Genomic DNA, 18029 nt, shown 5'->3' with positions numbered 1-18029 from the left:
AAGCGACGCAGGAATACTAGCGTATTTCAAGGAGCTTTGGTGCGATATGGCGGAAAATCTGCAAGCAGATTGCGTACAAAGCCGACAGGCGTGCCTTGTGCGGTATTGCCTTATGACTTCTGCACACTCCTTCTAAATTGTTTAAATTGTGTTTTATTTGTTATCTTATGGTGTTTACTACTCTTTTGTTTGATTTTGTTTTGGTTTTTGAAACTTTGCGATGTTTTCATAATACCCCTTTACTGTGTTCCTGAGAGCAGAAGTCATTTTTTTACCGCAGTTCTTTTTGAACTGCGGTATCTTTTTTTATGTGTTACATAATCTTGTAAAAATAGGCGTCATGCTTTTGATACAAAGCCTTTTCGCAGAAGGGGGATAAGGATTCCGCCAATGGAGTTGCCAAGGGACATTATAATAAGGTAGCCAAAGGCTTTAATGCTCCATAAGTCTGCTATGGTAAAGAAATACATATTAGCGACGCAGTGTTCAAAGCCGCTGAGGATAAAGACCACAACGGGGAGAAATATTGCAAGTATCTGTCCCACAGGGTTTTGGGTAGTTTTATAGCCGTCTGCGGCAACGAACATAAGTATTCCGCAGAAAAATGATAGGATAAAAACGCTTGTGATATTATCCCCGAGCTTTATATTGCAAAGCTCTGTGGCTTTGTCGCTTATGGTGGATATGCGTGTTTGGGTAATAAGCAGAGCGGAGAGGACGGCTCCTGCAAAATTGCCGAGCCATATTATGCCAAGCTCACCGAGATAAGAGGGTTTGTTTTCAACTGCATATCCGACTTTTCCTGTGAAGAGATTAAAGCCAAAGGACAGTATCACAAACAGTCCAATGCCGAAAAGAAACGCTCCCAGATATTTGTTAGGGCAGGAAAGATAGACTGTTCCGCCTATGGCTATCGCCACGCCTGTGAGCAAAGAACGCAGAAATATGTCGATAATTTTTTTCATGTAAATTCTCCTATAACTTTTTTGTGACAAAGCACTGTGTTATTATACTATATTATAATGGCTGTTTCAACAAAAAAGTGGCATTGTTTACACTTATTTTGATTTTTGTTTCCAAGTAAGCCATGGGTAACATGAGCTTTGTGACATATTTCTTGTGATATGGGAGATATGCGATGTGAAGAATAGTCAGAACAGATCCAGCATACTGTCGAGATAAATTTGCTCTCTGACCTTTAGCTGATGTTCGGGTCTTGTCATATAGTAGAGCAGAAATTCAAGGATAATGGCACTTCCAAGGCTTCTGCCCTCTATTTTGAAGTTTGAAAAGCCCATTGGGAGATAGGTGTTTTGGATATCCTCTATGCCGATAAAGGCGGGGCTTTCCATGGCTTTTGAAAAGCGGTAGCCCTTTGAGGCATTGGGTGCTTTGCAAACATGGTCGGGACAGTTTTCACCGAGATTTTTGCGGCTGACGTTTTCATAGCAATTTTTTCGGTCTGCACAGCCTATATAACAGCACTCGTTGCAAAGAAACTCCACTTTGTTTTTCTGCTGAGAGGAGAGTGTAGAGAGCTTATCAAAGGCTTTGTTTAGGCGAAAGTCTGGGACTACATAGGAAAAATCGTCACGGTCAAGCTCGTTTACAAGCTGAGAAAACTCGGTGAGGACTTTTGTGGTAGATGACACAAAATAGAGGTGGGGATAATTCTCTTTCAGATATGAAAGAAGCAGGTCGGAGCATATTATCACACCGTTTTGTGGAGGCGGGCTTTGGGAAAACAGCCTGCAGAGGTCATTGCATTTTTTGTCGGAGAGGTGCTCTTCTCTTAGCAGGGAATTGCTGAAGGTCAGCCGTGAGGAGATGTTGTATTCTTTCATAAGGCCGAGGACTTCTCGTGGAGAATGTTCGCCGAAGCCTGCTCGTCCGCCGCCCCATATACAGTCGGCAGGTGCGCCATAGACAGAGCCTATTTCGCACCAGTCATAGAAATAATCTCTATGGTCACGGAATATGGGCAGGAAAGCGAAGTAAAGGTCATAAAACTCGAAAAGCCCCGGCAGGTGGTAGTATGCTTTATTGGTCATGTGGGGTCACCTCTTTTTTTTATCATTATAGCATGGCGGGGGTGGGAAGTCAAAGGGGTGCGTGGTCAATAAGCTCATAGGTCAGACTATTAAGGCAGTGTGACTATTTTATCATAAAGTATCTCAAACTTCGGGTTTAGTTTGCTCACATAGTCGCAGTGATAATGCCCGCAAAACCAGCGTTCATATTGCATTTTCTCTGCAAGGTCACGAAAAAATTCTGTGAGCCTGTTTTCTGAATAGTAGAAATTATAAGCGGACGTGCATTTTCCATGCTCCACCTCATATTCGATATCTGTAGGGGCGCAGTGAGTTATAACATAGTCGGCTTTGTATCCGCACTTTTCAAGGGTGGAAAGTGCTTGGGCGTATTCTTTGTTATTAGGAAGCTCCTGCTCCCATATGCTTATGCCTATGGTGCGAAACTCTCTGTCATGGCTTTCTGCACCGCCCATGGTGAAAAAGCTTTTGCCCTCGATATCGAAAAGCTGTCCTCGCATAAGGTGGATAATGCTTGGGGCTATTCGGTGTATCTTTCCGCCATGCCAGTTTTCTACGGGGTAAGCGTTCAGAAGGTCGAAATTCTCGTGATTGCCGTCAACAAAGAGGGTGGTGAAAGGTCTGTCATTAAGCCAGCTTCTCCACCACATATCTTCCTTATCATTGTTCCATACAAGTCCGAAATCTCCGCAAATTATAACGTAATCATCCTTTGTCATGCTGTTGAAAATATCCTTGAAGTCGGGGTTGCCTTTGTTGCTGAGCTTATGGATATCGTGGCTTCCGTGGATATCGCCTGTTATAAGTATCATTTTGCGCTCCTCCTTATTTCATCAAGTGTTCTGGGGGTGTAGTCCATATAATAGAGCATACAGCCCACATTATAGCTTTCAAATGGTATGGCAAGGTTTTTGCATATTTGTGCATACTGCAAAAACGCCTGATAGTCCTTGGTGTTATGGACATGACCATAGAGGTGAACAGCGCCACGATATTGATTATACCAATGGGCGATAGGATAATGAGAAAGCACCACCTGCGTTTCGTCGTCTTGTATCACTGCATAGTCTTTTACCCACTGAAAGCAGGCTTTCATTTCTTCTGTGGGATTATCGTGGTTGCCGAGGATAAGATACTTTTTGCCCCTAAGCTGAGAGAGCATTTCAAGCCCCTGAGCGTTTTTCCATGCAAAGTCACCGAGGATATAAACTTCGTCGCTATCGGAAACGGTGCTGTTCCAATTTGCCGTCATGACAGCCTGCATATGGTTGATGTCAGTAAAAGGTCTATTGTCATGGCGCAGGACGTTTTGGTGTCCAATGTGCATATCCGATATATAAAATATTGGCATTTTATCCTCTCCTATTTTAGATTTATGAAATATTATAGCATTTATCTTAACTAAAATCAATAGTATCTCATTTTCATTTTGGCTCATCTACAGATTAAAAGGGCTTGACTTTGAGGACTGTTGAAATATTGCGGATAATGTGATATACTGTAAATAAACGAAATACCGCAGCAACGATAGGACGGACAATGTGCTTGTCAGGTTTTCTTCTTTTGCAAGGCTAAGCGAGGCTTATCCTAATTATTTTGCGGATATAGGGGAATTTGTTGGCGTTGTAAAGGGGTACTTGAAGTGAGATACATTACAGAGGTGACGGCAAAATGACATACCATTATTATGGCGACAAAAATGCTGATATTGTTCTTATCCAGCCTGTGGGCGACCATGATCTGCCTGAGATAGAAAACGAGGTGGCAGAGATAAAAAAGCTCACGAGTGTGGACTTTCAGCTTATTGCGGTGAAGGTCGATGATTGGAACGATGAGTTATCGCCTTGGAACGCTCCTGCGGTATTTGGCAATGAGGGCTTCGGCAATGGAGCGGAAGACACTCTGGCGGAGATATTAACGCTTTGCTCGGACAAGAGCAAGAATTATTACATTGGCGGATATTCTCTGGCAGGGCTTTTTGCCTTGTGGGCGGCGTTTCAAACGGAGAAATTTTCAGGCGTTGCAGCGGCTTCTCCGTCGGTGTGGTTTCCTGATTTTGTGGGGTATATGAAAGAGAATAAGATAAAATGCGACGCTGTTTATCTCAGCCTTGGTGACAAGGAAGAAAGGACGAAAAATGCGGTCATGTCAAAGGTGGGTAACTGTATCCGTGAGAGTTATGATTTGCTGACGGGGCAGGGTATCGAATGCGCCCTTGAATGGAACAAGGGCGGGCATTTTAAAGAGCCTGCTTTACGGACAGCTAAGGGGTTTGCTTGGGTGATGAACGGAAGATAGGGGAATGGCAATGGATAAGGAAAAGACGAGCGTTTTTATAAGTCTTATCTTTCGGAGAACGGAGTTTGGCTGACGGAGAGTGTGCCTGTTAGGTTTCTTGAGAGAGTTTAGGGCTATGGCGAAAAAAACAGAACGCAGATGCGGCCAAGAGGATCCTTATCAAGTGAGGACGCAGAGGGTTCAGAGGGCGTTTATTTCTTAAACGCGGCGCCGCTGAATTTATCATACAGACGGCTTACCATGCAGAACTGTATTGATAGCCGCTGAAAGGTAAAATTGGTTTGCCGCTTCAATGTGCATTATCTAGTGCCTTGAAAGCGGCATTTTTTTTAGTTCTTTTACGTTCTTACCGCACCAATAGTCAATAAGCCAGATCACTTTTCTGAACTGCTCTCAGCTTTTAAATCCCGTATTCTTCTTTTGTCATCGTCTGTAAATTTTGTTTTGAGCAGGTCTTTTAAGCTGATTTCTACCAAAAAGTGTTGAAAACCCGCACTTTATATGGTATAATTGGAATGTTATATTTCGATAACTCTCGTCGATATCTTTAGACGTTGTTTCTTTCGTGTATAAATACAATTTATAATTTCATTTGAGGAGAAGCTAAAATGGTGGACAAGAAAAATATTATTGATGCCTGGATAATGATCGAACATTTATCCGAGGGCGATATTAAAGATAATGACAAAGCTATATTCAAGTTGGAAAGCCCTAAGGAAAATGATTTTTACTCCTATATTCAAAGTAATATCACGAACAACAATATTTGTAACGATATAAATAAACAAAATAGTGGGATAGTTCTGTATTTTGATGTGTTCGATTTCATTGACGTTATTGCAATACTTCGTGAAAAATATAATCTTAAGCCTACTAACGAAGAATTAAATACAGGAAAGAAGTTCAGTTTCGCCCTGTACTTTGACAAAAAACTGAACTATATGCAGGATATGATGTTTTTCGCTGAAAGCGCATACATACGTTATTTTAAAAAGATCCCCAATAAAGCTGATTTCAAAATATTTGAAGACGAACTAAAAAAAGAACTTGCTCAGCTTTTTGATGAGTCCTCAGAAGATGCAGATAAGTTCAATAAAGCATTTAACAAAGTCCTAAAGAAATTCAAAATATCAACAGATAGCTGTAGGATCCAATTCCTTAAAAATATAGAAAGTGACGCAACAAATCTTCATTCTTTTTTCATTGATGATCTTGAAAATGCTAAAGAAATATCGACCGCTAATCTTAACGTATACCTTTACGGAAACACAAAAAATCGAATAAATCTAGACAGTAATAATACTTCTCCGAATTTTGCCCCTAATGTTTTTGAGGATATACTTCAGCCTAAAAATTATCCATTGGGAAGATTTCCTGGAAACACAAAATTTGCTCTTTCGCTTATGCAACAGGTTGCGGTAAATCTCTCAGCAGGATATGATGACACAACAATAAGAAGCGTGAATGGTCCTCCGGGAACAGGAAAAACCACTTTGCTGAAGGACATTTTTGCAGAACTTATTGTAAAACAGGCTTATGATATTGCCAAACTAAGAGACAGGTCGATCAAGGGAACAAAAGAGACAATATATTTTGACAACGCATCTATTGGCGTACTTCCAGAGATCATTACGGAAAATAATATTGTTGTTGCAAGCTCCAATAATGGTGCAGTGCAGAATATCGTAAATGAGCTTCCACTTACCAAGGAACAAATCGACCAAAAGTTTGTTGAAGAGCTTAAAGGTGCTGACTATTTTTGCAGTATCGCTAATTCAAAGGTATCCTCAAAATGGGAAGAAGATGAGAAGGGTAAAACGCACGAGAAAATCATAATAGAGTCAAATGATGATACAGATAAATTTTGGGGACTGTTTTCTCTTGAGGGCGGAAGATCTGCAAATATGAATCATATAACCGCCAATGTAAAATGTGTTGCAAAACATTTGAATGAAGAATATGTATCAGATAGTGATGTATATGCAGAATTCATTGAGCAGTATGAAAGGGTAAGTAATATCCGAAAAGAAACTCAGAAATTTGCAGAAAAGGTTAGTAAATATCATAAGGAACGTATTAAACTCGATCAATTAAGATCATCATACGATACCAAATTAAAAGACAAAACCGAGCAATTTAATAGTGATTTTGTAGAGGCAAACAGAGCTTTAAAGAAAATAGTTGAAGAGCGCAAGCAGGCGGAGCATCTTCTAAAGGAAAATTCAATTTATTTGGAAAAAACAAGAGAAACTAAAGCCAGCGTAAAAGAATATGTTAATATGCTGCAAAAGCAAAAGCCGGGATTATTTTCAAGCAAAAATAAAAAAAGTGAATACCAGCTTAAAATAAACGAGGCCAATGAAAGGTTTAAAAATGCTTTAGATAAAGAAATTTATTACAACAATGAAGAAGATACTCTTCAAGATCGCAAAAAGGATCTAACAGAAAAAGAAGCAAAGTATTCAGCAAAGCTAAATGCCGCACAACAAGATCTTGAAACATGGAAATTATCCTGCCATGAACAAATATCGCAATTAGAGCAAAGTGTTCAGCAATTCAGTTCTGTGTTAGATCACAATGATATCATGCCGCTTGATATGGCTCAGGATTATGATAAATTGCATTTGTCAAATCCTTGGTTTGATGAAACATACAGAGAGGAACAATCAAAGCTGTTTATAAAAGCTCTTAAAGTCAGAAAACAGTTTTTATACGAAAACAGAAAAAATGTCATGGCCGCCGCTAAAATATGGGAGACTCAGAACAAGTACATCGAAAGGAAAAATATTATTGAAGCAGCATGGGGGTGGATTAACCTGACTATCCCTGTTATAAGCTCCACCTTTGCAAGCTTTTCTCGAATGTGCAAAAATCTTGGGGTCAACACCATTGGTCATCTTTTTATAGATGAAGCGGGACAGGCTGTTCCGCAAGCAAGCGTAGGAGCAATTTTCAGAAGCCATAATGTTATGGTCGTAGGAGATCCTTCTCAAATAAAGCCCGTACTCACAATGGATTCAAACATTCTGAATATGCTTAGAGAGCATTTTGGAGTAACTGAAAAATATTTATCAAATTCCGCATCAACGCAGACATTGACTGACTGTGCAAGCAGGTATGGTTTTTACAAAGAAGAGGATAGATCTGACAGATCATGGATAGGTATACCACTATGGGTCCACAGAAGATGCCTGGATCCTATGTTTACAATTTCAAATAGAATTTCCTATAACGGATTTATGGTTCAGGGTAACCCTGGAAACGGAAAAACTGGTTGGTTTGACATAAAAGGAAAAGCAAATGATAAGTATGTTGAGAAACAAGGGGAATTTCTTGTGCGAAAGATCAAGAAAATGATAGAAGATGACCCTGCGATAATCGATAAAAGTGCAAAGGACACCATATACGTCATATCGCCATTCAAAAATGTTGCCTATATGCTTTCCCAAAAATTAAAGGAAATAGGCTTTACAAGGTTTGACGACCATGGAAAGCCTACAAACGTGGGAACTATTCACACATTTCAGGGTAAAGAAGCGCCGATAGTTTTTATGGTACTTGGAGCAGATCAACAGAGTGCAGGTGCTGCAAGATGGGCTGTGAGTGAACCAAACATGATGAATGTTGCCACTACCCGTGCAAAAAAAGAATTTTATATTGTTGGAGATAAAAAATTATATCTGAATTGCGGCGGTGATGTGATCACTGAAACCTATGAGGTCATTTCAAAATACAAAAAGCAATATCCAGAACTTATAGATGACGATGTAAATTCTGTAATGGAATATAATAATGACATTACGAGAATAGAAGGAGTCATAACTGATGTAAAACGCGGTAAAAGAGCAAAATACGCAGAGGTTACGGGATATGATAATAAAACATATACCATTGATGAAAACATTTTTTCTCAGACCATTAATGCTGAAAACATAATAAGTAAGGGAAATCATATTTCTTTTGTTATTAAGTCTCAAGGCCCAAAGCGTACATATATAAAGGATATAATGCTTATTGCTCCACAATTTTAGAGGCATATTCACCTGTTTTTTACTTGTATAAAATATATGCCCGTCAAACAACGCTGATACGCTGTTTGATGGGCTTTTTGCGTGGCGGAACTTCTAAATTTGGGATTATAGCATGGCGGGGGTGGGAAGTCAAAGTTATTTTTCCATTACTACTATCTTGTTTGAGATATTGCTCACAGGCTTTATCTTTTTAAGAAGCTTGAATATTGGGATAAACTCTGCCATACCATCGGCGAGGCTGTGTTCTTCTATAAGGCGGGAGTTCGGGAGAAGCTTTGCAAGATCTTTGCCGTCCTTGACACCCCATGTGAATTTGGCTTTGCTACCCTCGATCGACTTTTCTTTCATATGCTTTACCATAGTGGGGCTCATCGTCTCGACCAATACTGTGACGTGTTCAAAGCGTTTGCTTATGACATCAAAAATCTCCTTTACGACCTTTTCGGAGAGGTACATAGTCAGACCCTCGATAATGACGATAGCAGGGGCATCGTGCTCGGTTATTTCTCCGCTCCAATCGTCCATGGCGGACATTGCTATCTGGGATATCTCGCCTGATTCAGGGAGAAGCTTTTCTCTCACGGCGATAGTTTCAGGCAAGTCAAGGTTATACCAATGGGTATAGCCGTTCATTCTGTAACAGCGTGTATCAAGTCCGCAGGCGATATTCACCACCACTGCGCCTTTGTTTTTTGCAAGATACTTGTTCGCAAGCTTATCGAGGACTATTGTCCTTGCCACAACGCCACTGTGCATTGCTGAGTCCTTATCGGCAAGTGAGAAATCATAGTTTATCTTATCTATTATCTCCACGGCTTTTGTATCTTTTATCGCACCCCTTGTTTTGGTTTCTTTTGCACGGGCATACACGGTTTGTAGCATAGTTTCAGGCACGCCTGAGAGCTTTGGTTTTTCATTCATATCCATTTTTCTTCCTCCTGTGGTGCTATTGAGATAGTTACGACTAACTTACTTTTTTATGATAGCACATTGAGGGGGAAATGTCAATAGAGGTGGGGCGGATAGGGGCGTTGGGGCAGAAAAATACCGATACAGAGGGGCTGTATCGGTGGTTTTGTTACATCTTGTCAACATAAAACTCCCTGTCTGTTTCAAAGCAGTATGCGCACAGACGTCCGCCTGAGGCACAGCCGCAATCTATGGCTATATGTCCGTTGGCTTTGTAGGCTTCGGGTCTGCCGTGGTTTGGGATATTGGCGGTAGGGGTGTGACCTGTCACAAGGAAAGTATTCGGGTCGCTGAAATAGCGTTTTGAATAGTCGGCACGCTCCCAGATAAGCTCGTGGAGGGTATATTCATCAAGGGGCTTATCCTCGCTAAAGCCCCCAAGACCTGCATGGGTGAGGACAAAACGTTTGCCGTTTATGGTGATATCCTCATACATTGAGAAGCTTTTAAGAAACTCCATAAAGTCCATGCGGTCGGCTTTGGAGAGGGAGATAAATTCGCTGAAAGTGGGTTTTCCTCCGCTGGTGAGCCAATCAATCAGGTCTAGCCGTTCGTCTTTTGTAAGCTTGCTCACATCATTTTTTATGAGGTGGCGGAGATTGATATAGGCAAGGTGTTCGTGATTGCCGAACAGCGGGATAACATTATCCCGAGCCATGATGTCATTATAGATCTCCATAGGCTTTTCGCCCCTGTCGCAAATGTCACCTAGGATATAGAGGGTATCGTCTTCAGAAAAGTTGATTTTTTCGAGAAGCTTAATATACTCCTCATAACAGCCGTGAATATCAGATATTGCATATGTCATAAAAGCACCTCGCTGGGTTTTGGGTCGGGTTTCTTGTCTATTCTATTATAGCATACTTAGGGGTAAAATTGGGGAGGTTTGAAAAAAATTTTTACCCATTGGCATAGAGTTCGCTTCAAGCTGTATAATGGGGATAAGCTCATGGAACTCTTTTGGCTTATGTTATCTGAGTGAACCCTTGGTGCTTATAGGCGTTGTCACCACCGCAAGGTCTGCCACGCTGCTTTTCAGTGTGGCGAGAGCCTGTGGTGTTGTGTGGCCATTGTTTTGATAATAATTTAACTGTACCTTTATAAACTGAAATTTGTCGAACGAAAGAAAGGTTTTTGTTGTTTACTGATCATGTAAAATCATTGTTCAAATATGCAAGCGTACTTTGGATCTTCTGTAATTAACTTCTTTTCCTTCTCTGGAAAGGAAGTCGCAGTCTTTACTAAAAAGCTTGGCTCACATACAATTACTTTATGACCTGTCGGATTTACAGATTTCAACAGTGATGAAGTAAAATGCTCATCGTTATTCTCATCATTTATGCTCTTATTATTCCGTTCTTCCGATCTTTTGAATTGTTTAATTTTCCATTGTTCAAATTTAATATATTGCTCAAACGCTGAATCAAAACAGTCCATTGCAACTTTATGATCTCCGATATTATTTGCGATTTTGACGCATCTCATATCTATAAAACATAAGTCACTGTGAAATCCATGGCATTCAGTACCTACTATTTTATCAAACAACTGTCGAGTCAATAAAAGAAGCTCCAATCCTTCTCGACTATTATTCAGCTCATTATTACACACTATCGCTTCATCAAGTGATTTTTGAAAAGCATGAATAAGCTCTAACACTGCGTCTCCACGATATTGTTCAGCCCTTTTCTCATCATTTATACTGCCGATACTTCCTAAATTTCCTAACAGAACTTGTCTGCACAATTCAAGGTCGGGCTGTTCAGATGCTTTCTGCTCGGCTTTTTCATATTTACCAAGGCAGGAATATACGGATAGTAACGGAATGATACACGATTGGTCATGAGGCAATAATTTCTCATACAGTTTAGCGGCTTCTTCCCAAAAGATATTTGGCTCTTTGCCTTTATTTTTCCAACCTTGCTTATGTAAAGCACAAGCAAGCTTGGCCTTAAAATCCACTCTGTCTGGAAACTCTTCAAGCCCTCTACGCATTAGAGCAATACACTCTGTCATATCATCGTTATTATTTATCAGCCATTGAGCCTTATCATTATATTCCTGAATAATTCTGTTCCTGTCATTATTATAGCCAAACAATTCATCGATTGATATATGGAAATAGTTAGCTATCGATGGGATCATCTCCATGTCCGGATAACCGCCATTTGCCTCCCACCTTGAAATGGCTTGTGGCGTAACACCTAAGGCGGTGGCTAGGTCCTCTTGCTTCCTTCCTGTCACCTTTCGCAGTTCTTTTATTTTCTCACCAATTTTTACTTGCATTTAAATACCTCCGAATTATTTTATCACCGGTGTACGCTAATTATAGCATAGAGATAAACCCAGGTCAATTATCAATTCGTTGTTTCGTACTCAATGGTTCGTTGCTTTATAAAAACGTCCAAGTGGGCAACATCTCCCGACTTTGCCACTAAAAAATAATAAAAGGGACAGAATATGCAACTGTCCAAAAATTGTTACCACAAATCTTAAAAAATATGGTATAATATCAGAAATACAGTTTGGAGGTGTGATTATGGAGTCCGGAAAATACAACAGAAACAAGGAAATGCTTGACGATTATATAGTCTACAAGCTGACAACAGAAAACAGCTCTCAGCATAGCTCGTTCAATCTCAAAGGAATCGTTGTCGCTGTGTTGATCATCATAGGGATAGCCATGATCTATGATGCCCTGCGCCCCAAATGCGCACACTCAGGCTGTGACAATACTCCTGAAGAAGGCAGCTGCTACTGTTTGATACATGACCCTAAGTATTACAATAATAAGAACAGCTATACTTCAGTATTCACAACTGCTACAACATCACGTCCGAAAACCACTACAGCAAGTAGTTCAGCTACCAGAGTTACCCGTAAGAATACCAATAAAACCTCAACCAGTAAATCTGCTGAGTATGATGCTCATGATTATGACGACCCAGAGGATCTCTATGAAGATCACTATGATGATTTCTATGACTACGAGGATGCAGAGGATTATTGGGAGGAGGATAATTGACTCGTTTTTCATACAAGAATAAGCACAAATGCAAAAGACGTTCCACTTGGATAAAATGAAACGTCTGTTGTTTGATAATAGTTTTATTGTAGTCCTATAAACAGGAAAATGTAATGTCTACACGGCAGACGGATAAATCTGTGAGATATTGTCCCGTATATTCTACTTTCTAAAATCTCTGGGACTGCACCCGTAGGCTTCTTTAAAGGCTTTTGAAAATAGCTGTGATCGTCAAATCCGCAAAGCCCACAGATAGCATTTATCGAGTCAGATGTGTTTTTTATCATATATGCCGCATTACGCAGACGATAATTTTTTAGATATTCAAACGGCGACTGTCCTGTTATGTTCTTAAAACACCTCAGCACTTCGCTTTTGCTGACAAATGCCGCTGACCCCAGTAATAGGTAATGGAGAATAGTCTTAATAGGAAAGTGTATATCAATACAGTTTTTTTATGTGGGTTCGGTATAGTTTTAGACTATGACTAAGATTTTAAGTACAACACCTAAATGACCTGTCCGTAATTATCCTAGCGAAGATAAGCCCCAAAGGCAGAGCTAGTATTATCAGCAGAGCAGACGCAAGCCATGACGCAGATGTTTCAAGGGACATGACGCCCAAATTATAGAAAGCCTTGTAAAGATATAATCCCGGAACCATTATGACTATGGACGGAACGGTGATGGATATTCTCGGATAGCCCACATACTTTTTCAGCAGCGAGGCGAGTATGCCTGCGGTGAATGCCCCCACAAACGCAGCAGCTGCCGGAGGAAATGAGACAAGGTCAACAAGTTCCAATCTCAGAGTGTTTGCAAGTGCACCTATAACTGCCGCAGAGGCTGCAAGCTTGACAGGGCTGTTGAACATAACGGAAAATCCGAAAACCCCGCAGAAACTTGCCGCAAGTCTGAACAGTATGAACTGCCATAAGGTAAGGTGCAGAGGCAAAAAGTCCATTGGCGTAAGGTGCAGGATAAGCGCCATTAACCACGCCGTCATTGTGGCTACAATTATAATGATGAGGGCGTAGGTCAGCCGCTCGATGCCCGAACGCATATCGAGCTTTGAAAGGTCTATGCCGCTTGTGATGAACGGAAAACCAGGTATAATAAAAAGCATTGCACATATGTAGCCTGCCTCATGCTGCATTTTTATATTGAAAAGTATTTTCGCAAGTTCAAACAGCCCTGCATATGAAAGGCACGCCGCCGATACTGAGGCAACTATTCCAAGCACAAGGGTAAGGTGGTGCTTTGTGAATTTGCTCCGCACATAATTGCCAATGCCTGCACCGAAAAATGCACATATCATCTCGGTCAGTCCACCGCCAAGCAGGAATGTGAACGCTCCGCAGGCAAGTGCCGCCGCAAGACCCAAAACAGGCGGCGAGTAAAGTCCGTGTATCTTTTCGATATCGTCAAGTTCATTGTGGACCTGTTCACAAGTCAAACTATCGCAGCGGCTGACAAAATCGTTGATGAAAATTTCAAGACGTGTTAGCTTTGAATTGTTTACTCCCGTGTTAGTAAGGCAAAGAGACTGCGAAAAGCAAGCCTCGCCGTCAAAACAGGTGTAGTTTATGGACATAAGCCCGATATCTGCTGTGCAGGTCAGTCCCATACATTCCGACATGGTATTCATGGAACTTCTCACACGCCACGCTCCCGTTCCGCAGGAGAGAAACATCATTCCCACCCTGCCTATAACAGAGGCTTTTTCTTTTAGGCTCGCCTTTGATACTGGCTCGTCCTTTTCGGCGTCTGTGAAATCATGCCATGGGATATCCATGTGATTTTTCTTAACTATAGTTTGTGACATTCAGTATCACTTCCGTTTTTAAAGATCAAGGCTGTCTGAGCCTGCTTTTTTCATCATTTCCTCACGGCAGGCAAGCACAATGCCGTCTATCTCGCTGAGGTGCATGAGCATTTTCTTTTCAAACTGATGAACAGGCAGTAAAACGCCGATCTCATCAAATGATTTTCCAGCCTTTTCGCCTGTTTCCTGTCCGTAATAGACCATTGCAGTCGGGGCAGTTTGCTGTATCTTGTGGAAAGTATTCCATATAACATTATAGGTCTGAGCCTCGGAAAGTCCAAGCTTTACAGTGTCAGGCAGGGCGTAAAGTATAAGCACGCCACGTCTTTTGTCAACACGCTTTTCCTTAATGTTCATTCCGTCGGTATAGACCCTCATAAGGTCATATCCGTCTGCAAGATAAAGCTTTGAACGTGGTGCACAGCTGTGGTTTTTGTACACATCACGAAATTTCTCGAACTCATGCTTTGTGACAAGCTTTTTCTTTTCTTCAATGACATCGCCTTCAGGGGTCGTAAGGAGTTCAGGATTTTTTCCGGCTTTTCCGTGAAAACGCTTTGGTATAAGGTATGCCTCTCTCAGCAGATCGAAAAGACTTCTTCCACAAAGCTCCAGCAGAAGTGCACTTATATCACCGTTCGTATATGCGGTCAAAAGCACCTGCACAAGATGTTCTGGGTCAGGATCGGTCTGCATATCGTCGTCGCTAAGGTGATCGTAAAGCACGTTGCTGAGCCTTTGGCAAGCTCCTTCCGATGCCATTATCCTTGAAAAAAACTGTTCGACTTCATTTTCTTTTGGCAAAACTGTTGGCATATTATTATCTCCTTTCATGTATGTCATATCTCAGCATTTGCAAACATATTACACTTTTTCAGTATCATTTTTTGTATCTCTGTAGCGGCGGCATTGAGTTTTTTGTCTGCATTTTCTGCAAGAACGATGCTCCTCTTTGGAAACTCTTCATCAGTTTTCAGAATATAAACATCGCCGCTTTGTGCCATTGGTTCAGGTATAAGGCCTATGCCAAGGTTGCTTTTCACAAGCGGCATTATCTGATCGGCAGTTGCGACCTCTATATCCGGCTGAAAATCTATTCCATGCTGGAAAAAGAAGTCGGAATAGAAATCATATGTCCTTGTGTTTCGGTTAAGTGATATTATAGGGTGGCTGCAAAGTTCCTCAAGAGTGAGCGTTCGCTTTGCAAGATCCTTTAGCTTTGTGCTGCATATGATAAGTTCACGGAACTCTCTGAGTTTATGAAAATTCAGCGAGCCCTCTGTGCTTATCGGCGTTGTTACCACAGCGAGGTTTGCAATGCCGCTTTTGAGAGCAGTCAGTGCCTGAGGGGTTGAATGGTTCAGCAGCTTTATTTTTATTCCCGGATATCTTTCATGGAACTCATTGAGAAGTGGCAGCATAACGCCGTGAAGTGCGGTCTCCGTCACACTTATGGTGACAGTTCCGCTTTGCAGGTCGTTGGCTTTTGAGATCTCATCTTCGCCCTCTGTAATAAGTTCCACCGCCTTTGAGATGTGCTCGTAAAGTATCTCTCCCTCAGGGGTAAGCGTGACGCCGTTTTTCATTCGATTGAAAAGCGTGCAGCCAAGTTCTCCTTCGAGTATTTTTATCACCCTTGTGATATTAGGCTGATTTGTGAGCAGCACTTTTGCCGTTCTTGAAAAGCTGCGGTTCTTTGCGGCATAATAAAATATCTTATAATATTCGTAATTTATATTCACTTTATCACTTTCTTGCTATATCAATATTTTATATCTTGCATATAAATTATATATTTGACTTATATATCTGAGATAATTATAATGGAAAAAGGAGAAAATTAAAGTGTATAAAAATATTTTTCTTGTTAATTTTTTATGAAGGAATATGATAAAATGATGTTACGATCAAGAAAACAAATGTCTGAAACCAATATGCTCATGATACTTCTGACCATATCAGGGGGCTTGCAGGACGCATATTCGTATTTTGTGCGAGGTGAAGTTTTTTCAAATGCACAGACGGGAAACATTGTGCTTATGAGCACATATGTCGCAAAAGGCAACTGGCACAGGGCGTTGCACTATCTTATACCTGTGCTGGCGTTTGCAATGGGGATTTTCATAGCCGAGCGTCTGCACGCACGTTTCAAGGACGTGGGATTTATACATTGGCGGCAGATAATAGTTTTCACGGAAATGGTGCTGCTTTGCATTGTGGGGTTTATACCGCTTGGCGGTTCATACGATTTTGTTGCGAATGCACTTTCATCATGTGCCTGTGCAATGCAGGTGCAATCGTTCAGGAAAGTAAATAGTTATCCATACGCAAGCACGATGTGCATAGGAAATATGAGAAGTGCAATGGAATCCATAAGTGCATACATGAGGATAGGGGACAAGTCGCTGCTTAGGAAATCGCTGCAATATTTTCTTACGATATTCGTATTTGCCTGCGGTGCAGGAATAGGCGGAGCATATTCATTATACATAGGCAATGAGTTTATATGGATATCTTGTGCATTGCTGCTTATATGCTTTGTGCTTATGTTTATAAAGAGTGAGAATGATATGATGAGGGAGGATATGTAGGGCACATTTCGGTTAGTATTGTATTATAAAGGTCAAAAGCCGCAAGGTCAGACATCTTTTTTGCTGGTTTGACTTTGCGGCTTTGATTTTGATATAATGAATAAAATAGTTGCAGACGGGGTAGACAGACACCTTGTAAATGTGGAGGAGCGTAGAATTATGATCGACAAAAAATATTATGAAAAAGCGGCAAGGTACGTTGGGACGAGGCTTTGACAGATGTGATCTTTATTTTTATAGGGATAAATGATTTTGTGAGGGAAATTGAAAAATTTTTTCGCTGCCCCATTAGACAAACCTGATTTTATGTAGTATAATTATATAAAAGACAGGAGGAAAAGCTATGTCAAACTTAACGATCAGATTTTATTCAAATTGCCTGCGGAGATATACCACGTTTAAAATGTACCTGCCAAGTGACATAAGGCAGGACTGGGGGCAGACAGATACGAAATACTCGGAAAACAGCACCAAAACGCTTTTCTTGCTGCACGGTTTTACAGGCGACGCAGAAAACTGGGTGCCTGAATATCTTTCGGACAAGTATAATTTTGCGGTAGTTATCCCCTCGGGCGAAAATTCTTTTTGGCTGGACGGACGCTCGACTGGTCATCAGTTCTGCAAATTCGTCGGCGAGGAGCTTGTGGACTATGTAAGACGAGTTTTCAGACTTGCGAAAGACGGCAGTGAAACATACATTATGGGTCTTTCAATGGGCGGATTTGGTGCGCTTCATACAGCATTTGCATATCCAGAAACCTTTGGCAAGGTTGCGGCATTATCTTCGGCTCTTATCGTACACGAAGTCGCAGGAATGTCAGAGGGGCAAGGCAATGCCACAGCGAATTATGAATATTACAGAGAATGTTTCGGCGAAACGTCTGAGGTGCTGAACAGCAGGAACAATCCCGAATTTCTTATAGACGAACTTCAGCGAGAGGGCAAAAATATCCCAGATATATTTATGTGCTGCGGTACAGAAGATTTCCTGCTTGAAAACAACCGTGATCTTCACAAATTTCTTGAAAGCAGAAACGTTTCTCACGAGTATTTTGAAAGCAAAGGCAACCACGATATGATTTTTTGGAGTGAGTATGCTGAAAAGGCGGTCAAGTGGATGTTTGAGGAGAAGTAAGAGCGGTGATGTCTTTGCGGTTCCTTATGTGATAATATGAAACACAAGAAACCTCATACAAACTGCACAATATAAAAATGCCCTTTGAGAAAAGGATTTCTCCTC

At 41.0% G+C, this 18029-nt stretch carries 15 protein-coding genes; 5 read left to right on the top strand and 10 right to left on the bottom strand.

The features are described from left to right. Positions 1-338: 338 nt before the first annotated feature. From DW938_RS05135 to DW938_RS05120, 4 genes are all read right to left on the bottom strand, one after another. Complete coding sequence (locus tag DW938_RS05135) at positions 339-965, bottom strand: formate/nitrite transporter family protein (protein WP_181984377.1); 627 nt, start codon at positions 963-965, stop codon at positions 339-341. A 186-nt stretch (positions 966-1151) separates the two neighbouring features. Then, positions 1152-2051, bottom strand: a complete 900-nt coding sequence (locus DW938_RS05130; protein WP_118124093.1) for a hypothetical protein — start codon at positions 2049-2051, stop codon at positions 1152-1154. Positions 2052-2140: 89 nt separating this feature from the next. After that, entirely contained in the window at positions 2141-2863 is a 723-nt protein-coding gene (locus DW938_RS05125) for a metallophosphoesterase family protein (protein WP_117863848.1), read from the bottom strand. Then, complete coding sequence (locus DW938_RS05120) at positions 2860-3402, bottom strand: metallophosphoesterase (RefSeq protein ID WP_181984376.1); 543 nt, start codon at positions 3400-3402, stop codon at positions 2860-2862. The genes DW938_RS05125 and DW938_RS05120 overlap by 4 nt, the downstream gene beginning before the upstream one ends. Before the next feature lie 320 nt (positions 3403-3722). Between DW938_RS05120 and DW938_RS05115 the strand changes: the two genes are divergently transcribed. Next, positions 3723-4349, top strand: coding sequence for an esterase (locus DW938_RS05115; RefSeq protein ID WP_118124091.1), 627 nt, complete (start codon positions 3723-3725; stop codon positions 4347-4349). A 608-nt stretch (positions 4350-4957) separates the two neighbouring features. Next, positions 4958-8380, top strand: a complete 3423-nt coding sequence (locus tag DW938_RS05110; RefSeq protein WP_118124090.1) for an AAA domain-containing protein — start codon at positions 4958-4960, stop codon at positions 8378-8380. A 135-nt stretch (positions 8381-8515) separates the two neighbouring features. On the opposite strand, the gene DW938_RS05105 is transcribed toward DW938_RS05110, so the two are convergent. From DW938_RS05105 to DW938_RS05095, 3 genes are all read right to left on the bottom strand, one after another. Next, positions 8516-9307 (bottom strand): class I SAM-dependent methyltransferase, encoded by a 792-nt coding sequence (locus DW938_RS05105; protein WP_347517300.1) that lies wholly within the window; start codon positions 9305-9307, stop codon positions 8516-8518. A gap of 151 nt (positions 9308-9458) precedes the next feature. Further along, positions 9459-10157, bottom strand: coding sequence for a metallophosphoesterase (locus DW938_RS05100; protein WP_118124089.1), 699 nt, complete (start codon positions 10155-10157; stop codon positions 9459-9461). 350 nt (positions 10158-10507) lie between these two features. After that, positions 10508-11635: a helix-turn-helix transcriptional regulator gene (locus DW938_RS05095; protein ID WP_118124088.1), complete on the bottom strand. Its 1128-nt coding sequence runs from the start codon at positions 11633-11635 to the stop codon at positions 10508-10510. A 253-nt stretch (positions 11636-11888) separates the two neighbouring features. Between DW938_RS05095 and DW938_RS05090 the strand changes: the two genes are divergently transcribed. After that, positions 11889-12374: a hypothetical protein gene (locus tag DW938_RS05090; protein WP_118124087.1), complete on the top strand. Its 486-nt coding sequence runs from the start codon at positions 11889-11891 to the stop codon at positions 12372-12374. 495 nt (positions 12375-12869) lie between these two features. On the opposite strand, the gene DW938_RS05080 is transcribed toward DW938_RS05090, so the two are convergent. From DW938_RS05080 to DW938_RS05070, 3 genes are read right to left on the bottom strand one after another with little or no spacing between them, the layout of a single operon-like run. Then, a complete protein-coding gene (locus DW938_RS05080; RefSeq protein ID WP_117859224.1) occupies positions 12870-14198 on the bottom strand; it encodes a threonine/serine exporter family protein in 1329 nt (442 codons plus the stop codon). An 18-nt stretch (positions 14199-14216) separates the two neighbouring features. Continuing rightward, positions 14217-15014, bottom strand: a complete 798-nt coding sequence (locus DW938_RS05075) for a DUF4866 domain-containing protein (protein ID WP_117859226.1) — start codon at positions 15012-15014, stop codon at positions 14217-14219. Positions 15015-15037: 23 nt separating this feature from the next. After that, on the bottom strand, positions 15038-15940 hold the full coding sequence (locus DW938_RS05070; protein WP_022288240.1) for a LysR family transcriptional regulator: 903 nt from the start codon (positions 15938-15940) through the stop codon (positions 15038-15040). A gap of 153 nt (positions 15941-16093) precedes the next feature. Between DW938_RS05070 and DW938_RS05065 the strand changes: the two genes are divergently transcribed. Further along, a complete protein-coding gene (locus tag DW938_RS05065; RefSeq protein ID WP_022288241.1) occupies positions 16094-16789 on the top strand; it encodes a YoaK family protein in 696 nt (231 codons plus the stop codon). A gap of 343 nt (positions 16790-17132) precedes the next feature. Beyond that, positions 17133-17924: an alpha/beta fold hydrolase gene (locus DW938_RS05060; protein ID WP_118124086.1), complete on the top strand. Its 792-nt coding sequence runs from the start codon at positions 17133-17135 to the stop codon at positions 17922-17924. The last annotated feature ends 105 nt before the right edge of the window (positions 17925-18029 follow it).

The organism is Ruminococcus sp. AM43-6, assembly GCF_003461785.1.
GTDB lineage: Bacteria > Bacillota > Clostridia > Oscillospirales > Ruminococcaceae > Hominimerdicola > Hominimerdicola aceti.
The sequence above is the reverse complement of the archived record's forward strand: the minus strand, read 5'-3'. Positions and strand labels throughout refer to the sequence as shown.